The organism is Streptomyces cynarae (assembly GCF_025642135.1).
GTDB lineage: Bacteria > Actinomycetota > Actinomycetes > Streptomycetales > Streptomycetaceae > Streptomyces > Streptomyces cynarae.
This window is the reverse complement of record NZ_CP106794.1, coordinates 157,965-180,733: the sequence shown is the minus strand read 5'-3', so window position 1 is coordinate 180,733 and position 22,769 is coordinate 157,965. Positions and strand designations below refer to the sequence as shown.

The window sequence follows — 22,769 nt, the reverse complement described above, 5'->3', positions numbered from 1 at the left end:
GCCCGCCGGATTCGGCGCGTCGGTTCGAGCGGATCAGGCCACCGTCAGTCCGGGTCAGGCGGTGGCAAGACCGCGTTGCGTGGCCTCGTAGCGCTCCTGCAGCTGAACGAGCAGGTCGTTCTCGCCAGCAGAGGGGGCGGGCCGGTGCGGGGCGACGATCCGCCCGTCAGGCAGCAGCTCGCCGGTGTCCTCAAAGACCAGCACGCCGTTGCACAGAAGACTCCAGCCCTGCTCCGGGTGGCTTGCCACGACAGCGGCGGCCTCGCAGTCGGCACTGTCGGCGGTCGGGCACCTCGGCGTGTGCGTGCACAGGGCGTCCGGCAGCTGGCGGTGCAGGCCAGGGTCGTCCATGGTCCGCGCCATGGGGTCCTCCTACGCGAATAAAGCAGGCTCGGGACGTTCCCGGCCCGAGGAAGCAAATGGCCGGCCTCCCGAGTGGCGGGCGACCGGCCCTGATGCAAAGCAGCGGGGCGGCGGCTTAAGCGCCTCTCCCACGCGACGGTCAGCCCTCGTTGCGGAGCCGGTTGAGGTACGCGTCCTGGAGCCGCGCAAGCGATTCGTACAGGCGCCGCCCGGTCTCGCACCCCGTCTCCGGCGAACAGCTCGTGCACTGCCCCTCGTGCTCACGGTGCGCCCGGTCGGCGGCCATGTAGCGGTCGTACAGACTGTCAGCCACGACCGCCCCGGGCACGCCGGTCGTTCCTGGACTGCTGGTTGACCCGGCGGACCGCGTCCTCCAGACGCTTCTTATCGGCGTCCGTCATGTCCGTCACCCCCCGTTCCGAACGCGATTGCGGGCGGCACGGTGCTTCATCGCCCGCCGCTCCGCCTCACTCAGGCCGCCCCAGACGCCGAACTCCTGGCCGGACTCCAGGGCCCACTGCAGGCACTGCCCGATGACCGGGCAGCGGCGGCACACGGCCTTGGCCTCCTGGACCTGCAGCAGGACCGGTCCCGTGTCGCCGATCGGGAAGAACAGGTCGGGGTCCTCTTCGCGGCACGAGGCCTGGTGGCGCCAGTCCATCAGTGCATCCCCCCAACAGCGCTGGTCGCTGCTGCCTTGCCCTCGCGGACCAGGTAGTCGGACGCCGTCCAGACGGAGCCGATCGCGAACGGCTCCGCGCCCGGGCGCAAAACATCCTTCACGATCAGCACCCACTGGGCACTGCCGCGCCCGAGCAGCCTGCGGGCACGATTCGGGTCGCGGATGAGGGCGAGGACCTCGAAGGCCCCGTCCACGTTCTGGTAGATGGCGCCCGGCCATCGGGGACCGATCTCGCTCTCCACGCGCGCCAGGTCGGCGGCGCTACGGCGAGCCGTCATCTGCTGCTGCGGGTGCGGGCGTCCGATGCCCGCACCGCCCTGGCGGCCGTCCCGCTCGTGCGGGGTCGGACGCATCGGCAGCGGCGGGCGAGTCTCCGCACGCGCCCGGAGTGTCATGCTGGTCATGTAGGTCGAGTCCTTCCACGAGGTGGACCTGCGACAAGAACCCCCAGGGGCGCAATCCCTGGGGGTTCGTCGCGTTCAGCCCCCGCACGGGGCGGGGAGTGCGTCCTGCGCACTCTCAGGCGCCTGCCTTGATCGCAGGCGCCCGGGGCAGCGCAGGCTACGGCGGTGCAGTTCGTTCAGGCGGTGATGTGGAGCGGCTCCGTCGGCACGTGCCGGCCGCGGTAGTCGGAGACCGTGCCTGCCCTCCGGATCCGGCAGGTGTTGTTGGCCTCTTCCACCTCCGTACCGCTCCGCTTAGCCAGTGCCTTCTTGGGGGCATCCGTGGTCTGGTGCTGCTCCGCCCACGTGGCTGCTGCGTTCTTCTTGCCCTTTGCAGACCGGTGACGGGTGAGCAGCGCGTCGACCCGGCTGTCTTTCCTGCGCTCGCGGTCGCGGTACTTCTGCGTGCGCATCAGCTGCTCGTACAGCGCGGCGAGCCGGGCGCCATCGGCGCAGCGGTGGGTGCCGCCGCAGCGGCTGGCCACCCTGCTGGTCCGGCACTTCTTGAGGTGCTCTCGATAGGCGGTGAGCGCGTCGTCCGCGTTCATGGGCGCCGGGGTCATCTTGGTGACAGGCTTGGCCTGGGCCGGGAGCGGCTTGTAGCGCTGGCGAGCGGAACGGCGGCCATCGGTCTCCGCACCTCCCTCCTCCAGGCGCTTCTGCCACACCTCGAACGCGACGTCGACGTTGACCAGGCGGTTACTGCCCTGACAACGGACGGCCGCGTCCTTCCCCGCGCGGCCGGTGTCGTGCGGAACTAACTTGTGCTTCTTGGCCTGGATGCCGGTGATCGGCACCCACGTCTTGCAGTCGGGGCAGATCAACGACGCGCACGCAGGGCGCAGGTCGTACTGGTGAGGCTTAAGGGTGGAAATGACGAGCGCCGGACGGGGGTTGCTGTTCCGGGAGCGGGTCCGGCTCCTACGGGGACGGGCGGTGCGCTCAAGGGTCGAAGCAGGCACGTGAACTCCTTACGGGCGGAGTGACAGGGGACGTGTCGCGGTGCTCTCTTCGCCCTCCAGGCCGCACAGCAAAGCTGGCGTCCCGAAGGACAGACAGCGCACAGCGCTGCGACATGCACACAGTCAGTCGCGGCCGTCAGGCTCCGGGGGAGTTTGATGGAGCTCTCAACCCCGGCCGCCCCGAAGGGCGGACGACTACTGCGGTCTTGCGGTGGTGCTTACTCGGTGCTCCCGAAGGATCACCGATATCCGACATACATCAGGTTGCATCAGGTACCCTCATGTGTCAAGCGGTATAGTGAGGCAACCAGACGGGATTGAAGGAGGCGAAGGCAGATGTCCGGGCCACCCCGAGCCGATAACCGGCCGCCGTACGCGCGCATCGCGGGCCACTACCGCGACCTGATCAGCTCCGGGGAGCTCTCGCCGGGCGACCTGCTGCCCAGCATCAAGACACTGGCCACCCAGTGGGAGGTCAGTACCGCCACTGCGGACCGGGCGATGAGACTGCTGCGCGAAGAGAAGCTCGTGCGAGGCATCCCGGGTGTCGGCACCGAGGTGATGGCGCGCCCCATCTCGTTGTCCTCTGGGGCGGAGCGCCACGACCGCAGCAGCAAGACGCAGTCGTCGTGGGGGGTCGGAGAGAAGTCGTCCGGCCACACCGCCGGCATTGTCGCGGCTCCCGAAGACGTCGCTCACGTGTTGGGTATTTCGCCTGGTGACGACGTGATTCGCCGTAGCCGTGTTTACCGAGACGGTCATGGCATCGTCTGCCACTCGACGTCATGGATCCCGGCGGAATTCGCCCAGGTCGTGCCTGAGCTGGCCCGAAGCGAGCGGCTAAAGGGCGGCCTTTCGTTGGACCTGATCGCTCGCGCCACGGGTCGCCAGGTCGTGAAGCGCGTGGATGAGGAGTCGGCTCGCCTCGCCACGTCGCAGGACCTCGAACTCCTGGAGCTGGAGGGCGGCACCATCGCGGCGATCCTTGTGCTGACCGCGCGCTTCCTGGACGCCGACGGCGAGTTGCTGGAGTACGGCGTGGACCTGGGCGCCCCGGGCCGCACCCGCCGCACGACGTCGGATGTGCAGCGGTGACGACGTACAACGCCGTCGTCCTGGACGACACGCTTGTCTCCTGCCTCGAAGCCCGCCTCGGTCAACTCCTGCGAGCCGGGCGGACCGACACCCTCACGCTGGAAGGACGATTCAAGATCACGCGCATCTCTGCCGCTTTGTCCGGCCGACCGGGCCCCGCGCCTCGCGCAATTCTCATGTCCGGTCTGCAGGGTGCTGGCAAAACGACCCTCGCCCGCGCCCTGGAGGGGGCCGGGTTCCGGCGCCTCTGCCCTGACGAGGAAATGTTCCGCCGCTACGGCCACTACGGCAGGGACTTTCCCCGCGGTCAGTTCAGGATCAGGGAGGCGCCCGTGCTCAAGGACGTCGCTCTTGAGCTCCAGGAACTCCTGGCGGCTGGACATGACGCTGTGGTCGACCACGGCTTCTGGACTCGGGAAGAGCGGGCGCAGTGGGCAGCGACCGCGATAGAGGCCGGCGGCGAGCCCGTGCTCATCTACTTGCCTGTGCCGCATGAGGTGCGCTGGGAGCGGATCCGGAAGCGCAACGCCAAGTCGTTGGTCGACCCGAACAGTATCGAGTTCAGCGAGGAGGATCTGCTTCGGCATGCGGGCCGTTTCTGCCCGCCGACCGACGATGAGCCACACATTGTGTACGACGGTCACCCGGAGAACGTGCTGGCGGAGCTCCGCCGTGCACGCCCCTCCACAGATGGCAGTCGACATTGACTCCTACCTCTCACTCGCCGCACCAGGCCCTTGTTGGCCGTCTTGTGGGGGCCATCACACCCGCGGTATCCGGATCGCAACATCACAGCGTCTTGTCGAAACTCATGCGCATCCGCGTCAGCGGGTTCTCAACATCTACGTACACATGGGTTTTCGGGGCTGCGCTCTAGGCTCGCGGCCATGACGACGACGGAGGGGAACAGGGTGGGGAAGCACCGGGCAGGGTGGCGGCCGGACCGGTTGCGTGAGCAGCGTGAGGCTCACGGGCTGACTTTGGAGAAGGCCGGCGAGCGCCTCCGTGAGGTTGCCGAGCAGGCCAAGCTCAAGGGCATCCCGGCCGCGAATCCCCAGACCCTGTGGCAGCACGAGCAGGGGGAGGTCTACCCGGGCCCGCATTACCGTCGCGCCTACTGTCTCCTCTACAGAGCAACGGAGCCGGACCTTGGGTTCCGCGCTGCTCTGCCGGGGGAGGAGACCTCCTTCAAGCTCACGCCGATGGACGACCGTCTCAACGGCGCGCACGTCCTGGCGGTTGAGCGTGCGGTCCACCGCATCGCGCCGGGCAGTGACGACGCTGATCACTTCGGGCTGCAGCAACGGATCATTGACGCGTGGAAGCGCCGGCACACCGGTGGTGACCCACACCGACCGGTCCTGATCCTGGTCGGCGGGTACGCGGGCAGCGGGAAGACAGAGCTGGCGAGGTTCTTTGTTCAGCTCACCGGCTGGCCGCTACTCGACAAGGATCCGCTGACCCGCCCGCTGGTGGAGAAGCTGCTGGTCGCGCTGGGTGGTGACTCGAACGACCGACACACCGACCTGTATCGCACGCAGGTCCGGCCTGTGGAGTACGACTGCCTGATGCAGTCCGCGATGGCCAACATCAAGTGCGGGATCAGCACGGTGCTCACGGCGCCGTTCATCGCGGAGATGACGGACAAGGCGTGGATGCAGCGCCTGACCAACCGCGCGGCGTCCATGGGCGTCGCCGTCTATCCGGTCTGGGTCCGCTGTGACGAAGAGTCGATGCGCGAGTACATCGGCTTCCGGGGTGCGGCACGGGATGCCTGGAAGCTGCAGCGGTGGGATGAGTACATGGCGACGATCGACCTGGACCTGCGGCCTGCGGTGCCGCACCTGGTCGTCGACAACCGTCTCGGAGCTGCGGTCTCACTCGCGGACCAGGCCCGGCAGGCGATGGGGGCGATGTACTCGTGAGCGGCAAGCACGGAGTGGTGTTGTACGGCCCGCCGGCAGCGGGCAAGGACACCGTCACCCGAGCGCTGACCGAACTGAACCCGCAATACGCCCAGTTCGCGCGTCTCAAGGTCGGCTCGGGGAAGAGCTCCGGCTACCGGATGGCCACTGCCGAGCAGCTGCACGCCCTGGAGACCAGGGGCGACGTCGTCTACGCCAATGCCCGGTACGGCAACACGTACGTCATCGACCGGCCGGGCCTGGACGCCGCGTTCGAGGCCGGGGTGCCGGTGGTGCACCTCGGGCAGGTCGATGGCATTCAGGCTCTGGTCGGCGGCTACCCGGCCGACTGGGCAGTGGTGCTGTTGTGGTGCTCGCGGAAGGAAACCGCGCGGAGGTCCGAGGGCCGGGGCGACGCGGACACCGCGGCTCGCCTGGCTGCATGGGATGCGACCCGCGAGGACCTGGACATGCACGCCGACATGGCATGGCACCTCACGGTGGACACGACGGCAGCGTCCCCGCAGGAGTCGGCCCGGCTCATCGACCACCTGCTGGTGCAACGGGCGGAGGCGGCTACGGCATGAGCTCGGGTCACGACTGGGCGAGGCGATCCAGGGCGTCGGTGAGCGTGAGCTCGCTGGCGTCCTTGACATCGTCCCACCGTGCCAGCGTAGTCGCGGCCGCGCGCAGCATCTCCGGTGGAAGGCCCGCGGCTGCGAGCATGTCGGCGGCTTCCTGCAGCTCCGGTCCCCAACGCCACGCGCGGGCGGCGGTTTTCGCAATGTACTCGGGCTCAGATAGGTATGAGGTAGTGCGCCGCGAGGCGATGCCGATGAGCTCCTGGTCGACGCCGTGCTCGCGGGCCAACCCGGTCGCGAGCGCCACCAGGACACGGCTGGCCTTCTGGTACGCCGCGTACGCGAGCTTGAGCGCAGACGCCTGCCCAATCTCGCCGCCCAAGACCTTGGTCCGGACGGCAGTGCCTGCGAAGAGTTCTTCGAGCTGGGCGGTCTCCGCGGGCGGGCCGGACAGGTACAGAGTCGGTGTCTTACCGCGTACGGGCGGGGAGCCGACGACGCTGGCGTCGACGACGGTGGCCTCTGGCGCGAGTAGCCCGGCGATGCGCGCTGCTCGCTCGGGGTTGATCGCGTTGGCCTCCACGTACACGCGCGCGACCCCGGCCTGGGCAACGTCGCGCGCGAGGTCTTCGGCGGCGGCCGGCGGGCAGAGGCTGATGACGATGTCGCTGCGGTCCAGAAGTTCCGGCAGCGTGGCCACCGATGTCAGGCCAGCCTTCTCAGCTCGCGCGGTGGAGGCCGGGCTGCGTCCGTCCGCGCACCACAGCACCGTGGCGGCGTTCGTCGCAGCGCAGGCGGCGATGGCGGCGCCCATGCTGCCAGGGTGGAGGATGCCGACGGTGGGCTGGTTCACGGTGCTACTCCAGAGTCTTGTTGAGCAGGATGGCGATGGCCTGGGTGACGTCATCGACGGTGTGGTGTGCCGCGGCGAGGCCGTCAGGCCAGGGTCGGCCGCGCAGCCAGATGGTGTGCAGGCCGGCCTGGTGTCCGCCGCCTATATCCCCGGCGGGATTGTCGCCGATCATCCATCCGCCGTCGGCGAGGCTCACGCCGCAGCGAGAGGAAGCGAGTTCGAAGAGGCGCGGGTCCGGCTTTCGAATCTCCAGGTCGCCGGAGACCGCGACGCCGTCGACCAGATCGTGGACACCCGTGGCACGGAGCTTCGCAAGTTGGATGTCCGAGGCGCCGTTCGTCACCACGCCGATCGTCCAGCCACCTTCACGCAGGCTGCCCAGTGCCGTAAGGATCTCGGGACGGCAGGACACGGCGCCCGCCATGGCGTCGACGTAGGCACGCCACAGCTTGTCCGCTGGCTCGCTGAGCCTGAAAGCAGCGCGGAGTCGGGCGAAGTCGTCCGGGACCGCGCGCTCGGCGAGTTCGGCGGTGAGCCACGCCTTGATGTCCGAGCCAAAGCCGGCTGCCGTACAGAACGCGGTCAGGCACGCCGGGACGGCGGCGTGCCGGTCGACAAGGGTGTTGTCCAGGTCGAAGAGAACGAGTCGGGCCACGGACACGGACCTTACCTGGGACGGCTCACTACCTACTCTGTCCGCCCCGGCCCGTCAGACGGGAAGCGTGAATGGATTGTTTCCCGTCCCGTGGGAGGCGGCTCGGTATTCACGCAAATCTGTTTTGCGGTGTCCTCATCGCATGATGAATTTGGGGCTACTACCAATTCGACCTGCGCGTATACGATTTACCGAGCTGCTGGCGATGTTTGCGGGTGGCTTTGCTGTGCCGTGTTAACGGGGGGTGTGGAGATGCTCGTACGTAGGCGCGGCTGCGTCGCCAGTCCAGAAGGCGTGAGCTACGAGCTAGCTGACGACACGTCGGCCCCGGCCGCCCCCAACACCACGCCGCGGGAGTATCGTGTCTCCGAGCTTGATCAAAAGAAAATGGCCCCCACGACCTTGAGCAAGTCGAGGGGGCGGACCAACGGACTTTGTGGAAGGAGTCCGATGGTCGGCCGACCACCCCTTCAGCGAGTCAAGGTGATCGACATGCATCAGGGTACCCGCACCCTGCCCCGTACACACAGCACCCCGCCGTGGCGCCAGCAGCGCAAGATCGCAGGCTGGCCCTTCAGCGGGGCCTTTGTGCTGTGCACAGCCGTCTGCCCCTCGTCTGAGGGGGACGGCGTGAGTTAGATCGACGGGCGGCTTAGCCGCCCGGGACGTCCAGCTCCCAGGTGATTCGCAGTCACCTCGACTGACGCCCCATCTGCCACCGGAGGGTTTCGCAGGCCCTCCGAAGGGATCGCCCGGCCGGTTCGCACCCGGCCGCACGGTTCACCTCTCGGTTCTCCCATGAACCCGAAGCACCCGAATCGGGGCTTCGTTGTGCCCACTCCCATAGAGAGGAGCGGTGTCATTCTGCACGACCGCTCGGGCTTTCGCCAGCCCACTCATGACCGTTTCATCCATGTTTGCACTTTCGTGACGTCCCGTCTTGACGGATTTCACAGCCCGATTCGCCCTATAAGTCCCATCGTGCAGCAGGCCGGTTACGTGTCTCGCGCGGTGGCACGCCCGCGCCCCCTTGTCCGGCCGACCGCTGCCCACAGGTTTGCCGCTGCTCCTCAGAATCTGTCCACAGGCCGCTCGGGTGAAGCTCGCCTGGTGATCGCCAAGCGTGTGTCGGTTGGAGCGAGCCGATGAGCGCGGCTGTAGCAGCGGCGGCCGCGACGCTGCCAGGGTTCATCGACAAGTCCGTGGACAAGACCGTGCCGGTTCGGCGTCAGCGGGTTCGGGTGCCGATGCGTCTGGTCTGGTCGCCGCATTACCAGGACGTGGCGTTGTCGGTCTATGTGAAGGTGAAGGCGCTGGCTTCGCGCCCGGAGGGGTGCCAGGCGAAGACGGAGACGATCGCTTCGTACCTGGGGCTGTCGCCGGCGTCGGTGGAACGCGGGATGAAGCAGCTGCGCCGTCCGGGACCGGATGGTGTGGTGGAGCTGCGCTCGGATCGGCGAACGCTGCCGGGCGGCCGGGGGCAGTCTGCAGTGCGGACAGTGCGGACGATGTCGCCTACGGAGGCGTTCGTGTGGGTGCCGGTGGCGGCCGCGGAGGACCTCACGCCCCGGCAGCTGCGGGCGTACGCGCTGATCGCGTATGCGCAGGTGCGGGGGATCGCGCTGACGGAGGCGGAGCTGGCGTCCGGGCTGCGGCATCACTCAGGCAAGAAGGCTGGGCAGCCGCTGTCGGTGACGGCGGCCTCGGTGGTCGTGGACGAGGTGGAGGCTGCGCGCTGGGTGACGGTGCAGCGTCGTGCGGGGGAGCGGGGGCGTCACCGGTACGTCGCGCACGACATTGCCCCGGAGGCCCGCCCGGCGGGTGCCGGTCCGATGGCCGACGCGGCGGTGGAAACGCCTGTGGACTGTGGTTCCGAGAAGGCGACCAGTTCCCAAGTTGGTGAGGGATCGGGTTCGCCGGTTGGTGAGGGATCCCTCGCGTATAGGGAAGCACCTAGGACTGACTCACCGGATGACGCGCGTGCACTCGTCTCACCCGCCGTAGGCGAGGTACCGGTAGGTAAGGGCGCTTCGCCTGTGGAAAACCCGGCTGGCGGTGAAGCCGCGCTGCTGGGGGGTGACCGTGGTGTCGCGCTTCGCGCGGATGGACAGAACCAGCCCTTCTTCTCGAAGCCGAAGAACAACAGCAGCCGTAACGGAGCCGTTTCCCGGCCTTCGTACGATGGCCCGCAGCTGGCGATGAGCCCGCAGATCTACGCCGTGCTGGAGCCGGTCCACGTGCTGCTGGAGCGGGTGAACAACACGTTCGTGCTGAGGAAGATCGCACGTGAGGTGGGCCGCCAGCTGCGCGAAGGCACCGCTCCCGAGCGGCTGCAGCACCGGCTGACCACCCGGCTGGCCAAGGTGATGCTCTCCGACATCCGCGACCCGGGCCGCTGGCTGCTCGGGGTGGCCCTGCCCCGCTGGGGCTGCGGCTACCAGGACTGCGAGTCCGGCGTGATCTGGCGGACCGGTGCGGCCTGCGAGATCTGCACGGAGATCGGCCACGACAAGGCCGCCGCCCGGAAGCGCGCCCATCGCGTCACCGAGGGCCTGTGCCCCGAGCACGGCACTCGCCCCGGCGCTTCGGGGCGCTGCGCAGCGTGCAAGCTGGACGACGCGATCCACCAGCCTGCTCCCGTCCCGGCCCCGCGCGTGCTGGAGGGTCCGCGGCGCGGTTCCTGCGGCGACTGCGGCGCGCGGATCATGCTGACCGGCCCCGCACTCGAGGACGGCCTGTGCAAGCTGTGCCGCGAGGAAGCCGCTGCCGACGCGCCCGCGCTCTCATCCGCGGCTGCGGCTGTGAGGCCGATCTGCTCGGGCCGCGACGGCGATGTCCCGTGCGGCCGTGAGGCTCTGCCGACCCGCAGCGTGTGTGCCCGCCACCTGGTCCAGGAGCTCTCCGAGGAAGTGGCCTGATGCCCCACAACACGCAGCTCAGTGGCGTCGATTGGCCCGCGTCGCACTCCGCGCCGCGAAGGAAGCGGCCCGCGAGAACGGCGGCCGCGCGGCAAAGCCGAAGCCCCAAGCCGGGACACCGGTCCGGCGGGACGGGCGCGACCCAGTGGGCCTGGGCGACGTGCTCGGTGCACTAGTCACCGAGCGGGCCTGGGAGATCACGGCCGCCGGCGCCACGCTGCGCGAGAGCAGTGGGCAGCCATCGCCCCAGAGCGCGCCGGGCACGTCGCGGCCGTCGGGTACGACGCCGAATCCGGCCACCTCACCGTGTGCACGGAACTGACCCATATCCACCCCTCGCTGGAGCGGGTGCTGGGGCCGCGATTGCAGCACCCGGCCGTTCTGACCTTGCCGGACCCTCGCCGCCCTGCGCTAACCCTCTTAGCCTGCCGGGCCACGCCGGAGCCGACACGACTGACGCTTCTACCGAAGGCCCCTCAGACGCCCACACGGCTTGACCAAAGAGATAGGGGCACCCCCAGCACTGGGCGCGGCGACAGTGCTCGACAGCATGCACGTCCCATCCCTGCGGGTGCGGGGAGCAGGCGGGTATGGACACGATCGGGCCCGTGCCCTGGGGACCATCCCCGCAGGTGCGGGTAGCAGCCGACCTGGGAGAGATCCCGGCCCGGGTACGTGGGACCATCCCCGGGGCGCGGGGAGCAGAGCGGTACGTGATCGTCGCAGGCCCGCACGGCGGGACCATCCCGCAGGTACGGGGAGGAGCCGTCGTCCTCGGTCTCCGGAACGCCGTAGCTGGGACCATCCCCGCGGGCGCGGGGAGCAGGGTGCCCAGACCGATATCCGGCTGGTGGACGAGGGACCATCCCCGCCGGGGGGTGCGGGGAGCAGCCCGACATCCCGCCCGAGACGGACCACTGGTGGGGACCATCCCCGCGGGTGCGGAGAGCAGTCCCACCAGAGCAGTTCCCACGGATCCTCGCCGGGACCATCCCCGCAGGCGCGGGGAGCAGTCGATGGGCACCGTGACGCCACCAGCCGGCGCGGGACCATCCCCGCGGGTGCGGGGAGCAGGCCGGGTCGCCCAGCGAGCTGAAGTACGGCTCGGGACCATCCCCGCGGTGCGGGGAGCAGCCGCCCAGATCGAGGAACGCCTTGCCTGCCGGGCGACCATCCCCCTGGGGGTGGCGAGCAGGCGTACGCGACTGACGCAGGAGAGACGCACGCGTTCCGCTTCGCCGTCCAGTCAGGCCATTGGGTCCCAAATTCCATTGAACATTGCTAGTTCCAGCAGGTCCGGGCTCGAGTCAGGCCACCCGATCCCAGACGAGGCCAGCTGTCCAGCTGCGGCCGTCATCCACCGCAAATAGACGCCATAGCGGTGTGGTGTCCAGCCAGCGTCCGACCAGATCCAGGCCGCTACAGAATCCGCCGACTCCAGTCCCATGCTCAACCCGACCCTCGTGGCATGAGCTCGCAGGACCCGCGCGACCCTCTGATCCAGAATCAGCGCACGAGAGGCACTCGGAGCATCCATTGCCAAGTTAAGGAAATAGAGGAACTTGGTGAAGAACGCCGGGCCCAGTCCTTTCACCGCCCCGTACATGACACGGTACGCCGCAACCGCGCCCTCCTCGCGAAGCACCGCAGTTGCCAGTGCCAGCGCAGGGACGATCGTCGGCTCCGCCAAGATGTCCTTGAGGCGGTGGGGACCATATCCCGTTCTGCCCTGACCCCACACATACGAAGCCACCAGAGCCTCAGACCACTCTCCACGTTCCACTGCCGCTCGCAAAGCCGCGACAACCTGGGCACGACTGACCACCGAGACCTTCGGCCGCGTCCGTTCAGAGAGCCCACCAGGCCACGGCTCGATGCCCGCCCAGTGCGCGGGAACATACTCCACGGCATGACCGCCAACGCCCGACACGTACCGAGCACCGGCTCCAGACAGCCACCCACCCATGGCTTGCACCGCGGACGCCGGCAGCATCCGCTTCATCAACTCGGCGTCCAGCACGTCCGCGAGATCCTGTCTTCTCACGCTTCCCCCTCCCAGCCCGAACTCTCCACCATGCTGACAGTGACCACTGACAAACCGACATCAGATAGCGGTGTTGTATCCGTCGCGGGAACCAGCCCGGCTATCGCCCATTACGAAGGGCCTCACTCCGGGTGAACCATCCCGCGGGTGTTGGGAGTAGTCGTAGTTGCGGTAGACAGCCGCGTCCACGAGTGGACCGTTCCCGCGGGCGCGAGGAGCAGTAGACCCCCTTCCCGCGCATGATCGGAAGTCTCTGGCAGCTTTCCGAAACACTGCCGGGACATCCATCCTGTTCGCCTGTCTGAGTGAGCAAACAGTGATCGGCGGGCAGGCTTCCCTGTCACGTTTTCGCTGATTATGGGCGACGACAGCCACACGGCACGAAGAGGAAAGGACAGCCATGGACCAGGGGTGGGCCGCGCTGCTCGGCGCCCTGATCGGCGCCGTCTTCGGCGGCGGCGCGGCGATTGCTGCCGCGTGGCTCGGACGCAACGGCATGAAGCTGCAGGCGCAGGCGATGCTCCAACAGGCCAGCTGGCAGGCCCAGTCCACGCGCGAGCAGTGGAGACGAGAGGTGTTGAGGGACGCGTGTATCGAGTTGGTGGAGGCATCCCGTCTCCAGGTTCATGCCATACGCCGGTACCACGCGCTGGTCATGTTCGATCAACAAGGCTTCGATAGAGACCCGGATCAGGTGCGGCGAAACTACTTCGAGCGTGGGACACGGACCCAGGCCGCTGGGTTGGTTTTGGAACTTGAGGGCGACCACGAATTGCGGGTCGCCGCCGCGAGGGTTCTGGAAGCCGCCCGGGGGATTCCTCACCTGCAGGAAGATCACGGCAACTACCCCGAGGCTCAGGAGAAGACCCAACACATGTGGGAAGCCACCGACGAGTTCGTGCGGGTTGCCCGCACGCGCCTGGCGCTCTAACTCCCACCCGGGAGGCGGAACACCTGACTCCGGGCGCTGCCCAGAGCGGTGAAGCAGGAAGGCGTGGTGGCAGCGCGGGCACCAGGCGGGTGGGGCACCAAGCTGGCTGTGGAGATCGTCTCCATCCGCCGCTACGGGCCCGCGACCGCCGTCGTCCTCACCCGGGGCGACACCTACAAGGGCGCCCGGCCAGCCCGAGTGGGCAAGCTGGCGAGCTACACACTGGTCCGCGAGGCGGCCACGGAGCAGTGGCGCATCGCCGCCGTGCAGAAGACCCGGCACCGTCCGTTGATGGAAGCCCTCTCCTTCCGCTTCCAGCCCGCCACCCGCCCCGCGAGGTCCTCGGCCGACTCCAGGGCCTCCTGAGCTGAGGGTCGGCACCTGCCCGCCCATCTCCGCAGGCGCGGGGAGCAGCACACCGTGATTGGTGAGCCGTCTCTGGGCGAGGGACCTTCCCCGCGGGTGCGGGGAGCAGTTGTTGTTGTCGGTGACGCCCCCGATGCCGAAGGGTCCATCCCCGCGGGTGGGGGGAGCAGTGCTGTGAGGCCGTCGGGTCGGCCATGACCTTGGGACCATCCCCGCGGGTCCGGGGAGCAGGCCCAAGCGTCCTGCTTGTTCTGGCCGTTGTAGGGGCCATCCCCGCGGGTGCGGGGAGCAGAGCCTGGCTCGGAAGGAGATCACCCGGATAAGGGACCATCCCTGCGGGTGCGGGGAGCAGCCAGCGAAAGTGCCTGATAGGAGGCCCCTGTGGGACCATCCCCGCGGATGCGGGGAGCAGGCGAGGTCGTCGGCGACGCGCTGCGTAGTGGCGGGACCATCCCCGCGGATGCGGGGAGCAGTGACGCACTGCTCGCACGTGCGCGGGTGCTGGGGACCATCCCCGCGGGTGCGGGGAGCAGGCCTGCGGCGACCGCTGTCATCGCCAGCGCGTGCCCGCCGGCCAGGTAGGGATCATCCCTGCAGGCGCACGGAACAGACCGACCCGCTGCCCGGCATGACGATGAGGGTGCAGATGCATCTCTCTGCCGGGGATGGGAGTGAGTGGTCATATGCGTTCCAGCCCGGTGGTGTGGTCGTAGCGGAGCCTGCCGACAGGCCCGCTGAGGCACGTCCCGTCCGGGGCAATGAGGATGGCTGGCCTTCGCCTCAGTGCAGGCTGGAGGTGCTTGGGCCAGTCTGTGATCGGTTGGAGGCTGCGTCGGCCGTTCCACCAGCGTGCGGGGATGGCAAGCGTGTTGGCGAGGAGGTCTTTTTGCTGGCGCCGGTATGCGGTCACGTTCCGGCCAGGGGAGCGCTGGCCGAGGTCGGCCTTCAGTAGGCCCTCGTGGTCGTAGGTGATCGTGCCGTCCGGTTGCTGGTACAGGATCAGGCAGTCGACGGATTCTTCTCCGAGGCGGGATACGGCCGCGATGCCGGTCACGCCTCCGCTGTCGCCGTCACCGTGGTCGTACCCGGATGCGAGGTCGTAGGTGGCCACCGGGGTTCGTCGCCGGCGCGTGTACGGGCGGAACATGCGGGCTTCGGCCTGGCGGGCCTCGTCGGCGAGCGCTTCCAGGTAGGCGGTGTGGGTGCGGTCGAGGAGCCCCTGCACCGCCCCCGCGTCTTGGATGGGGGCGCTGTAGACGCTCTCCAGGGCCCACGCGGAGTCTCGCGGGGTCTGAAGCCGCACTAGCCCGTCACTGTCACGGCGCTGAGTGAGGGCGTGCCAGCTGGCTGCCAGGACGTAGGGGGCGTAGACCAGGCCGTCGTAGGTGCCGGTCGGTCGGCCGGCCTGGTAGTCCGGGGGCTCGACGATCGGCAGGCCGTCCGGGTCCTGTTGCCACAGCATGGTGAGACGTGTTGTCCGGCACCAGGACGGTCGGTGCGGGTTGTTGACGGCGTGCCGGTGGATCCGGCCGCGGAACTGTACGGCGACGTCGATGGGGCACAGGTCGGTGACACCGTGATCGAAGTCCAGGTCCAGGGACTGTTCGATCACTCCGGTCGCGAACACGAGGAGGCGGTTGGGCCGGTTGGGGTTGCGCTGCCCTTTGGGGCCGGGTCCGAGGAGGTCGGCGAGCCGGGCTTCCAGCAGCAGCCGGTGACGGGGGAGCAGCATTCCGTGGAGGATGAGGATCTCGTCCGGTCGCCAGCCGCTCGCGCGGGCGAGCTGGATTGCTTCCCGGTAGCGGAGGCGGCATGGGTCGACCCGCGTGCTGCGGACCACGACGCATCCGCCGTTGCGGGCCTGGTCCAGCAGTCCGGCGACAAGGTCTCTTTCGCCCGGGTCTTCGGTTAGTTGGATGTCTGTCCGCAGCTTCGGCGTCTGGGGATCGTCGGGGAGGGGTCCGCCGCGGCGGAGTCGGCCGTTTTGGTCGATCACCATGATCGGCCCCCGGCTTCCGTCATCGGCGCCGGTCATCCCGAGGCCGCGCCGCCAGGCGGCCGTCAGCTCGTCCCGGATGCTGCGGGGGAGCGTGGCCGACAGCACCACCAGTGACGCGCCGCCCTCCGCCAGCCACTCCACCGCAGCCCCCAATAGCCCCTGCTGGAAGAGCTCGTAGGCGTGCGCTTCATCAATGATCACGATCTTGCACATCAGCGCACCCAGCCGTAGTGCCCAGTGCCGTGACCCTTGCGGGGCGAGAGCGATCTGGTCGACTGTGCCGACCCCGAACCCGGCCACCAGAGCCAGGCAGCGCCGCAGGTACCAGGGGTCCAGCACTGCAAGGCCGCTGCCGTCGGTGCAGGTGGCCGCCTCCACCGCGCTGGACAGGTCGGTCAGCGGATCCCCCTGCGCTTGGTGGGCGTCGATCAGCTGGTGCACGAGGTCTGTGGCCTGGGCGGTTCCGTGCACAAGCGCCATGTCCCGTACCTCACCCGGCGCCAGCACCGTCTTCAGGAACTTCTGTAGCTCCTTCGCGACCTGGTTGCCGGCTGCTCTCGTGGGCAGCGCCATGTACAGGCCGCTGTACCCGCATGTGCGTGCCAGGTGGTGGGCCATCCACAGCGCCAGCCTCGTCTTGCCGGAGCCGGTGTCCGACTCCACGACGATCATGGCCTGGCCCTCGGCCGATACGAGCCGCATGCCGTCGGCCTGGAATGTACGCGGCAGCGGGGTGTCGGGCCACATCTCCTCCCACGTTATGGGCCGCGCCTGCCAGCGGGTGAGCCGTCGAGCCCGCACCGCCTGGTCGGCCTCTTGCTTGGCGGCCTGCCACCACTCGGTGACCGGCGTGGCGTGGACGCGGAAGTGGAAGAACTCCGTGTCGGAGGCGACCCAGTCCGACAGGTAGACCAGATAAAGGAACGCGACCCGCGCCGACGGACGCACCGGATCGACCACCTGCGCCACGGTGGCGAGGTCGAGTCCAACAGCGTCGGCCACGGTCTGCACGATCGCCGCGTGGACGTCGCCCCATTGTGCGACGGGCGCGGCCCCTCGGGCCCGGTCGACGGTCTCGGGGTGCGGGATGTGCCCGTGATGGCCGCCGAGCAGCACCCCGGCATCGTGCAGTCCCTCATGCCGCTCGCCGGTGCCGCCGCACTCCGTGCAGGCGCAGCCCAGCAGCCGGGGCAGCGCGACGGCGGTGATGTGCTCGTGCCGGGCGTAGAAGGCGTGGGCCAGGTCGTCACCGAGAGGAAGACCCGCCGTGCGCGCCTGTTCCTCCCACGCCTTCGCCTGCGGCTTCAGCTGGGGCTTTCCGGGACCGTGCTGCCACTGTCCGAGGAAGCAGTCGGAGGCCTTCCCGAGGTCGTGGAGGGCTGCCAACAGCATCACCACCTGCCGGGCAATCGCCTCGTCTCCGGCGCCGAACGCCTCGGTGAGCCGTTGGCGGATGTGCGGGGGGAGGTGCCGGTCCCACAGGACGCCCGCCGTGGCGGCGACGTCCAGGAGGTGGGCGAGTAGCGGCGTCCACGCCGGGCCGCCGCGCCGGGCGCTTTCACCGCTCTGGTCGGTCTTGCCCCACGCCAATACCACGGCCCGGAGCAACAGTTGGAAACGTCCCACCCTCAACTCCTTGCGCTGCTAGCGTCTTTGCCCCGCACGCTACGCCCAACCAACGATGCACATGATGAGATACATCTGAAGGAGGTGACGTGGTTCCGTACTGGGATCCCCGCACCCAAGCCTGCCTCCCGGCACTGACAACGGCCGGCCTTCCAAGCCGCCTCAGCCTCATCGAGGCGTTCGAGAAGGCCGACGACCACCAGGGCGTGGCCGGACGCCATCCCGGCGAGACCCTCGCCATGCTGGAACTGCTCAAGGCCGTCTCGTACGCGGCCGACGCCTACCCGGAGACCAGCAGCGAATGGCGGGGCTGGGTCACCAGCCGCCGGCCGTTCACCGACGTCGCCGACTGGCTCAGGCAGCAGCCCGACGAACAATGGAACCTTTTCGACCCGGAACGGCCGCTGTACCAGAATGCGCTGCTGGCTCCGTTCATGAACGCACACGGCGTCGGCACCTCGCAGATCGTCATGCACCACGTCGGCGACTACGTGCAGTTCTTCGACCGGCACCACCTCCACCACGGCGAGCCCCTCACGGCGGCCGACGCGTTCATGGCCGTCATCACCCAGCACGTGTGCGGCAACGGCGGCCGGGGCATGATCCCCGGCAACCTCCTCGGCGCCGCCCTCAACAACCAGGCCATGTGCCGGGCCGGCCAACGCGTCCACGTCACCGCGCTCGGCAAGACCCTCGGTGACACGCTCCGCTTGAACCTGCACCCCCATGACGGCGACCCCGGCAGCTACAACTACACCTGGACCGACCGTCCACGCCGCTCTTTCACCGCCAAGCCCACCGCCCACGTCCCCGACGGCCCGGCCGACCTGCACAGCATTCTGGGCCGGTCCATCCTCGTCCGGCCTGCGCGACTGCCCGACGGTAGCTGGGGAGTCGACCGTGTCCTCATGGGCGCCGGCGACATCGTGGACCTCACCCACGCCAGCGCCCTCCAGGACGCCGTGATCGAAAAGGGCGCCCCCCTCAAAGCGTCCGCCGCACGAGCCCTATGGCGGGAAGCCCACTCCCTGTACGCGGCCACCGCACGCCGGGAAAAGGGCATGGACCTCTACGGGCGCCTCGCCATGCTCCCCGAAGGTCATCGCGTCACCCTATGGACCGTCGGCCTCCTCGCCAGACCCGGCAAGCTCATCGCCTGGGTCAACGACGCCTTCCCGTACATCCCCGGCCGCGACTCCGCTCTGCGACAGGCATCCGAGGAAGGTTGCGCCATCGCCGAATACGTCGCCACAGCGCTGGACGACGCCGCCTACGCCGCCTGGCGGATCGCCTACCCGAACTCCAAACCGGCCGACAAGCAGCAGCAGCTGTCCCGCTTCAAAGCCGTCGGCGAACACTTCGCCGCGACAGAGCCCCTCTTCCACGAACTTTTGGACGAGACCGCCGAAGGCACCCCCGTACCCGAGGCCCTCACCAGTTACGCCACAGAGGTCCGCGCGAACGCCGAACGCTTCCTCACCGACCGGCTCCGCTCCCTGCCTCCGAGCAGCCAGGGCCACAAAGCCTCCACCGAGGCCCGCGAAAAACTCGAAGACATTCTCGACAACCCCCGCAAGGCGCCCACATACCTGCGGAAGGAGCAGCCCGCATGACCCTGCCTCTCTTCGAGATCCCCGACCCAAGCCCCCCACCCGACGCCGAGCAGACCACCCCGGCCGCCGCCGAACCGACGACCGCACCCGTCCAGTACGTCGCCTGGCTAGGCGGCCTCGTGCACACCCACCAGTACGGCAAGCTGGCCGACCTGCGCCGCCCGGCGACCGCCGAGAGCCCCACCCACTTCGAAGCCCGCGCGTACGCCCCCACGGAAGAACATCGGGCCCTCTACCGTCAGGTCGGCTTCCTCTTCGCTCGCTACCACGCAGGCAGAACCAAACCCCACTACGGCAGCGGCAGCATGGGCACCGCAATCCGCGCCATCGGCTACGACGGAGCCCGAGGCCCCTCCAACTCGGGCGCTGAACGCCTCATGATGCGCATCCTCCCGGCCCGCCAGATCCCCTGGCGCCACCTCCAGCACGCCATCGAACGCATCCGCGCCGGCGAGACCACGCCGCCTTCATGGGCCCAGCTCATCACCGACCTCGCCCAGTGGACCGACCGCGGACGCCCCACCTCTCAAGCATGGGGCGACGACTTCTACACCCGCCGCCGCACCACCACCGCCCGCACGAACGGAGCCGCCAAGTGACCTCCCGCAAGCCCCAGTACCTGTCCCTGCACGCCCTGGAGACCTTCGCCGCCGCCCTCCCCGTCCGCGACGAGAACGGCCAGCCGAAAGCGTTCGTCTACGGCGGCGCCGAACGCACCGCCATCTCCGCCCAGGCCCGCCGACGCGCCGAACGCACCCACTCCCGCCGCCGCGCCAACCAGGGCGAAGGCCCCCTCGCCTCCTACAGCAGCGGCAGGCGCACCCGCGAATGGGCCCTGTTCACCCGAGACGCCCTGGTGAAGAACCACGACTGGGACCCCGACCAGGCCATCTACGCCGCCAAGGCCGCACTCGAAGGACTCGGCCTGAAGTTCGGCGAGAAGGAATCCACCGCCCTCCTGACCAAGGTGCTCTTCTACGCACCCGAGGACTCCGGCGACCGGATCGCCGACCATCTCAACACCCACGCCGACGCCTTCAACACGTGGCTGACCGAGTACACAGCCGCCAAGACAGAAGCCGCCGCGAGGGAAGAGGCCAAGAAGAACGCGAAGAAGAACGCCCGGAAGAAGACCACCACCACCGCCGATCCCGACGCCCCGGCCGAGCCCGCCGCCAAAGACAGCAAGGAAGAGGAGGTCAAGATCCCGCCACTGCCCAAGGACCTCCGCACCGGCATCCTCACCGCATTCGCCCCCCGCGACGCCATCGACATCACCATCTTCGGCCGGTTCCTCGCCGAGGTCGCAGAACTCCGCACCGTGGATGGCGCCGCCCAGCACTCCTGGGCGTTCACCATCGCCCCCGCCGAGCACATCGACGATTTCTACGCCGCCGCCGACGACGCCAAGCTCGAACGCCGGCAGAACGCACTCGACTTCCTCGATGCGGCCGACAACGCCGGCGCGGGCATGACCGGCTATCAGTCACTCATCTCCGGCACCTTCTACCGCCACGCCGCCCTCGACCGGCACAAGCTCCGCGTCAACCTTCAGGCCTCCGGCATGACCGCGGAGGAAGCCGAAACCGCCGCCCAGGCCGCCGAAGCCGAATTCATCCAGGCATTCGTGGACGCCGTCCCCCGCGCCAAGGCCAACAGCACCGCATCCACCGGCACCCTGCCCAACCTCGTCCTGGCCCACGAGGGCGCCCGCCCCTACTTCTACGCCGGCGCCTTCCAGCGCCACATCGATGAGACCTCCGACGGGCCCGCCGCCCTCGCCGGCGCCAAGAGGCTCCTCGACCACCACCGCCTCATCACCACCAAGCGAACCGACGCCACCCCCGGCCGTCTCCTCACCTACGACCTCGACATCCAGGAACTCATCGACCAGCTCACCGCCGACGGCACCCTCCCCGCAGCCGAAGCCACAACCCTGGAGCAACTGACCGCATGAACACCACCACTCCCCGCGCAGGCAGGGAAGCCGCCACGCTTCTCATCCGCCTCGCGGCCCCGCTCCAAGCCTGGGGCACCTCCGGCGCATTCGAGCGCCGCGCCACCCACATGCGGCCCACCAAATCCGCGGTCATCGGCCTCATCGCCGCCGCCCTCGGCTACGACCGCGAAGACCCCCTCGGCCCACTCGCCGAACTCCGCTACGGCGTCCGCGCCGACCGCCCCGGCACCCCCTACCGCGACTTCCACGTAGTGGGCGGAGGCCCGTACCCCTTGCGCCCCCGCGACCTCATCACCGACCATCGCCGCGCCGCCAAAGCCACCTCCCTGGAAGACGCCACCGGCCCACACTTCGGCCACCACCTCATCGACGGCTGGTACGGAGCCCCCAAGTACATCGAGCCCGACCCCGATACCGGCCACCTCCTCACCGCAGCCAAAGCAGTCCTGCGCAACCCCGCCGTCAGCGAACGCTGGTACCTCGCCGACGCCGCGTTCGTCGCCGCCGTCGAACACCGCGACACCACCCTCCTCAACACCATCTCCCATCACCTCGAGCACCCCCGCCGGCTCCTCTGGCTCGGCCGCAAGTCCTGCCCGCCCACCGGCGACCTCTCCGGCGGCGTCCACCCCGGCACCCTCGAACATGTCCTCACCCACGCCCCCCTCCTCCCTGAAGCCACCACCGAGCGCCCCTGGGCCTGGATCGACGCACCCCCCGGCACACCCCGCGCCGTGCCCACCGACGATCAGCCCGTCACCTTCCACCCCGACCACCGCACCCATGCCACCCGCTGGGAAACCCGCACCCGCATCACCCCGACCCCGACCATCGAATGGACGCCCAGCCCGTGAGTAGCCCCACGCGCTTCGTCGCCACCCAAAGTGTCCTCACCCTCGACATCCGCCACCCCGACGTCATCCGCGCCATGAACGACGTCCACGACATGCACCGCCTCGTCATGAGTGGCCACCGGGGCTGGGTGCCCGAGGGCGAAGAGAGCGCACGCGCGCAGATGGGCCTGCTGTCCGCCTGGACTGTCAACCTGCGCACCCAGACCCTGACCCTCATCACCCAGGCCCGCGTCACCCCCGACTGGACACCTGTGCCCCGCGCCGCACTCCTGGAAGCCCCCCACCTGATGAGCATCGACCAGACCATCAGGGCCGGCGACACCTACACCTTCCGCGCGTTCATCAACCCCGTCCGAGCCGTCATGCCCACCACCGGCCCCAAGACAGGACAACGCGGACGGCGAATGGCCAGTATGTCCCCGCACCACGCGGCCGAGTGGTTCACGCAGCGGCTCCAGCCTGAAGGCGAGCCCCCCACCGGGCCGTCCAGCATCAAGCGGATCGGTGCCGACGCCGATCCGGCCCGCCTCACCACCACGATGCTGCCGCCCCTCGTCTCCACGGTGAAGAAGGGCTTGAAGGTCGTGCGAGCCGAAGTGCGGGGACAGCTCACCGTCACCGACCCTGCCACCTTCGCCCGCACCCTCACCGAGGGACTCGGCAAAGCCCGCTCTTATGGAGTTGGCCTTGTCCTCGTGCGCAAGTAACATCCCCACCAGCCGGACTCCCTGATTCCGGCCGGACACATTCTCCGCACCAGCGGAGATCGGCCAGATGCACACGAAGACATCGACCGATTCCCCGCGCAGGCAGGGACCACCATCAATTCACATCCCTCTCCGCACCCACAGGGACGGTCTCCTGGTCTGCAGGGCCGCGCTGGTCTTGGCCGCCTGCTCCCCGCACCCGCGGAGATGGTC

At 68.9% G+C, this 22,769-nt stretch carries 21 protein-coding genes and 1 CRISPR repeat array; of the genes, 12 read left to right on the top strand and 9 right to left on the bottom strand.

Annotation, left to right across the window (positions count from 1 at the left end):
• Positions 1–54: 54 nt before the first annotated feature.
• From N8I84_RS41860 to N8I84_RS41840, 5 genes are all read right to left on the bottom strand, one after another.
• Positions 55–312, bottom strand: coding sequence for a DUF5999 family protein (locus N8I84_RS41860; protein WP_263235480.1), 258 nt, complete (start codon positions 310–312; stop codon positions 55–57).
• Positions 313–502: 190 nt separating this feature from the next.
• On the bottom strand, positions 503–676 hold the full coding sequence (locus N8I84_RS41855) for a hypothetical protein (RefSeq protein ID WP_263235248.1): 174 nt from the start codon (positions 674–676) through the stop codon (positions 503–505).
• Positions 677–769: 93 nt separating this feature from the next.
• The gene (locus N8I84_RS41850) at positions 770–1,024 is read right to left on the bottom strand and encodes a WhiB family transcriptional regulator (protein WP_263235246.1); all 255 of its coding nucleotides are present in this window, start codon (positions 1,022–1,024) and stop codon (positions 770–772) included.
• Positions 1,024–1,449, bottom strand: coding sequence for a hypothetical protein (locus N8I84_RS41845; protein WP_263235244.1), 426 nt, complete (start codon positions 1,447–1,449; stop codon positions 1,024–1,026). Before N8I84_RS41845 ends, N8I84_RS41850 begins: the two co-directional genes overlap by 1 nt.
• A gap of 176 nt (positions 1,450–1,625) precedes the next feature.
• A complete protein-coding gene (locus N8I84_RS41840; protein ID WP_263235243.1) occupies positions 1,626–2,450 on the bottom strand; it encodes a hypothetical protein in 825 nt (274 codons plus the stop codon).
• Positions 2,451–2,786: 336 nt separating this feature from the next.
• Here N8I84_RS41840 and N8I84_RS41835 point away from each other — a divergent pair, with 336 nt between their 5' ends.
• The 4 genes from N8I84_RS41835 (at position 2,787) to N8I84_RS41820 (ending at position 6,036) form a co-directional block, all read left to right on the top strand.
• Positions 2,787–3,545 carry a GntR family transcriptional regulator gene (locus N8I84_RS41835; protein WP_263235241.1) on the top strand — a complete coding sequence of 253 codons (759 nt, stop codon included), beginning with the start codon at positions 2,787–2,789 and terminating at the stop codon, positions 3,543–3,545.
• Positions 3,542–4,252 (top strand): AAA family ATPase, encoded by a 711-nt coding sequence (locus N8I84_RS41830; protein ID WP_263235240.1) that lies wholly within the window; start codon positions 3,542–3,544, stop codon positions 4,250–4,252. Before N8I84_RS41835 ends, N8I84_RS41830 begins: the two co-directional genes overlap by 4 nt.
• 180 nt (positions 4,253–4,432) lie before the next feature.
• Complete coding sequence (locus N8I84_RS41825) at positions 4,433–5,470, top strand: AAA family ATPase (RefSeq protein ID WP_263235239.1); 1,038 nt, start codon at positions 4,433–4,435, stop codon at positions 5,468–5,470.
• Positions 5,467–6,036, top strand: coding sequence for a chloramphenicol phosphotransferase CPT family protein (locus N8I84_RS41820; RefSeq protein ID WP_263235237.1), 570 nt, complete (start codon positions 5,467–5,469; stop codon positions 6,034–6,036). Before N8I84_RS41825 ends, N8I84_RS41820 begins: the two co-directional genes overlap by 4 nt.
• A 7-nt stretch (positions 6,037–6,043) precedes the next feature.
• Here N8I84_RS41820 and N8I84_RS41815 read toward each other — a convergent pair whose 3' ends face one another.
• Positions 6,044–6,883, bottom strand: a complete 840-nt coding sequence (locus N8I84_RS41815) for an NAD(P)-dependent oxidoreductase (protein ID WP_263235236.1) — start codon at positions 6,881–6,883, stop codon at positions 6,044–6,046.
• 4 nt (positions 6,884–6,887) lie between these two features.
• A complete protein-coding gene (locus tag N8I84_RS41810; protein WP_263235235.1) occupies positions 6,888–7,538 on the bottom strand; it encodes an HAD family hydrolase in 651 nt (216 codons plus the stop codon).
• Positions 7,539–8,683: 1,145 nt separating this feature from the next.
• Here N8I84_RS41810 and N8I84_RS41805 point away from each other — a divergent pair.
• On the top strand, positions 8,684–10,456 hold the full coding sequence (locus N8I84_RS41805; RefSeq protein WP_263235234.1) for a hypothetical protein: 1,773 nt from the start codon (positions 8,684–8,686) through the stop codon (positions 10,454–10,456).
• Positions 10,457–11,702: 1,246 nt separating this feature from the next.
• Here N8I84_RS41805 and N8I84_RS41800 read toward each other — a convergent pair.
• Complete coding sequence (locus N8I84_RS41800; protein WP_263235232.1) at positions 11,703–12,476, bottom strand: 8-oxoguanine DNA glycosylase OGG fold protein; 774 nt, start codon at positions 12,474–12,476, stop codon at positions 11,703–11,705.
• A gap of 424 nt (positions 12,477–12,900) precedes the next feature.
• On the opposite strand from N8I84_RS41800, the gene N8I84_RS41795 reads away from it, so the two are divergent.
• Both N8I84_RS41795 and N8I84_RS41790 read left to right on the top strand, forming a co-directional pair.
• Positions 12,901–13,431 (top strand): hypothetical protein, encoded by a 531-nt coding sequence (locus N8I84_RS41795; protein WP_263235231.1) that lies wholly within the window; start codon positions 12,901–12,903, stop codon positions 13,429–13,431.
• Between the two features lie 63 nt (positions 13,432–13,494).
• Positions 13,495–13,797 carry a nuclear transport factor 2 family protein gene (locus N8I84_RS41790; RefSeq protein ID WP_263235229.1) on the top strand — a complete coding sequence of 101 codons (303 nt, stop codon included), beginning with the start codon at positions 13,495–13,497 and terminating at the stop codon, positions 13,795–13,797.
• 80 nt (positions 13,798–13,877) lie between these two features.
• Positions 13,878–14,330: direct repeats of the CRISPR family, unit length 29 nt; unit sequence GGGACCATCCCCGCGGATGCGGGGAGCAG.
• A gap of 146 nt (positions 14,331–14,476) precedes the next feature.
• On the opposite strand, the gene N8I84_RS41785 is transcribed toward N8I84_RS41790, so the two are convergent.
• The gene (locus tag N8I84_RS41785) at positions 14,477–17,422 is read right to left on the bottom strand and encodes a CRISPR-associated endonuclease Cas3'' (protein WP_263235227.1); all 2,946 of its coding nucleotides are present in this window, start codon (positions 17,420–17,422) and stop codon (positions 14,477–14,479) included.
• 89 nt (positions 17,423–17,511) lie between these two features.
• On the opposite strand from N8I84_RS41785, the gene N8I84_RS41780 reads away from it, so the two are divergent.
• Genes N8I84_RS41780 through N8I84_RS41760 form a run of 5 tightly spaced genes read left to right on the top strand, consistent with a single transcriptional unit; the run spans position 17,512 to position 22,556 of the window.
• A complete protein-coding gene (locus N8I84_RS41780; RefSeq protein WP_263235226.1) occupies positions 17,512–19,035 on the top strand; it encodes a type I-E CRISPR-associated protein Cse1/CasA in 1,524 nt (507 codons plus the stop codon).
• Complete coding sequence (gene casB / locus N8I84_RS41775; RefSeq protein ID WP_263235225.1) at positions 19,032–19,634, top strand: type I-E CRISPR-associated protein Cse2/CasB; 603 nt, start codon at positions 19,032–19,034, stop codon at positions 19,632–19,634. The genes N8I84_RS41780 and casB overlap by 4 nt, the downstream gene beginning before the upstream one ends.
• Positions 19,631–20,992 (top strand): type I-E CRISPR-associated protein Cas7/Cse4/CasC, encoded by a 1,362-nt coding sequence (locus N8I84_RS41770; RefSeq protein ID WP_263235224.1) that lies wholly within the window; start codon positions 19,631–19,633, stop codon positions 20,990–20,992. The genes casB and N8I84_RS41770 overlap by 4 nt, the downstream gene beginning before the upstream one ends.
• Positions 20,989–21,849: a type I-E CRISPR-associated protein Cas5/CasD gene (cas5e, locus tag N8I84_RS41765; protein WP_263235222.1), complete on the top strand. Its 861-nt coding sequence runs from the start codon at positions 20,989–20,991 to the stop codon at positions 21,847–21,849. Before N8I84_RS41770 ends, cas5e begins: the two co-directional genes overlap by 4 nt.
• On the top strand, positions 21,846–22,556 hold the full coding sequence (locus N8I84_RS41760; protein WP_263235220.1) for a type I-E CRISPR-associated protein Cas6/Cse3/CasE: 711 nt from the start codon (positions 21,846–21,848) through the stop codon (positions 22,554–22,556). The genes cas5e and N8I84_RS41760 overlap by 4 nt, the downstream gene beginning before the upstream one ends.
• The last annotated feature ends 213 nt before the right edge of the window (positions 22,557–22,769 follow it).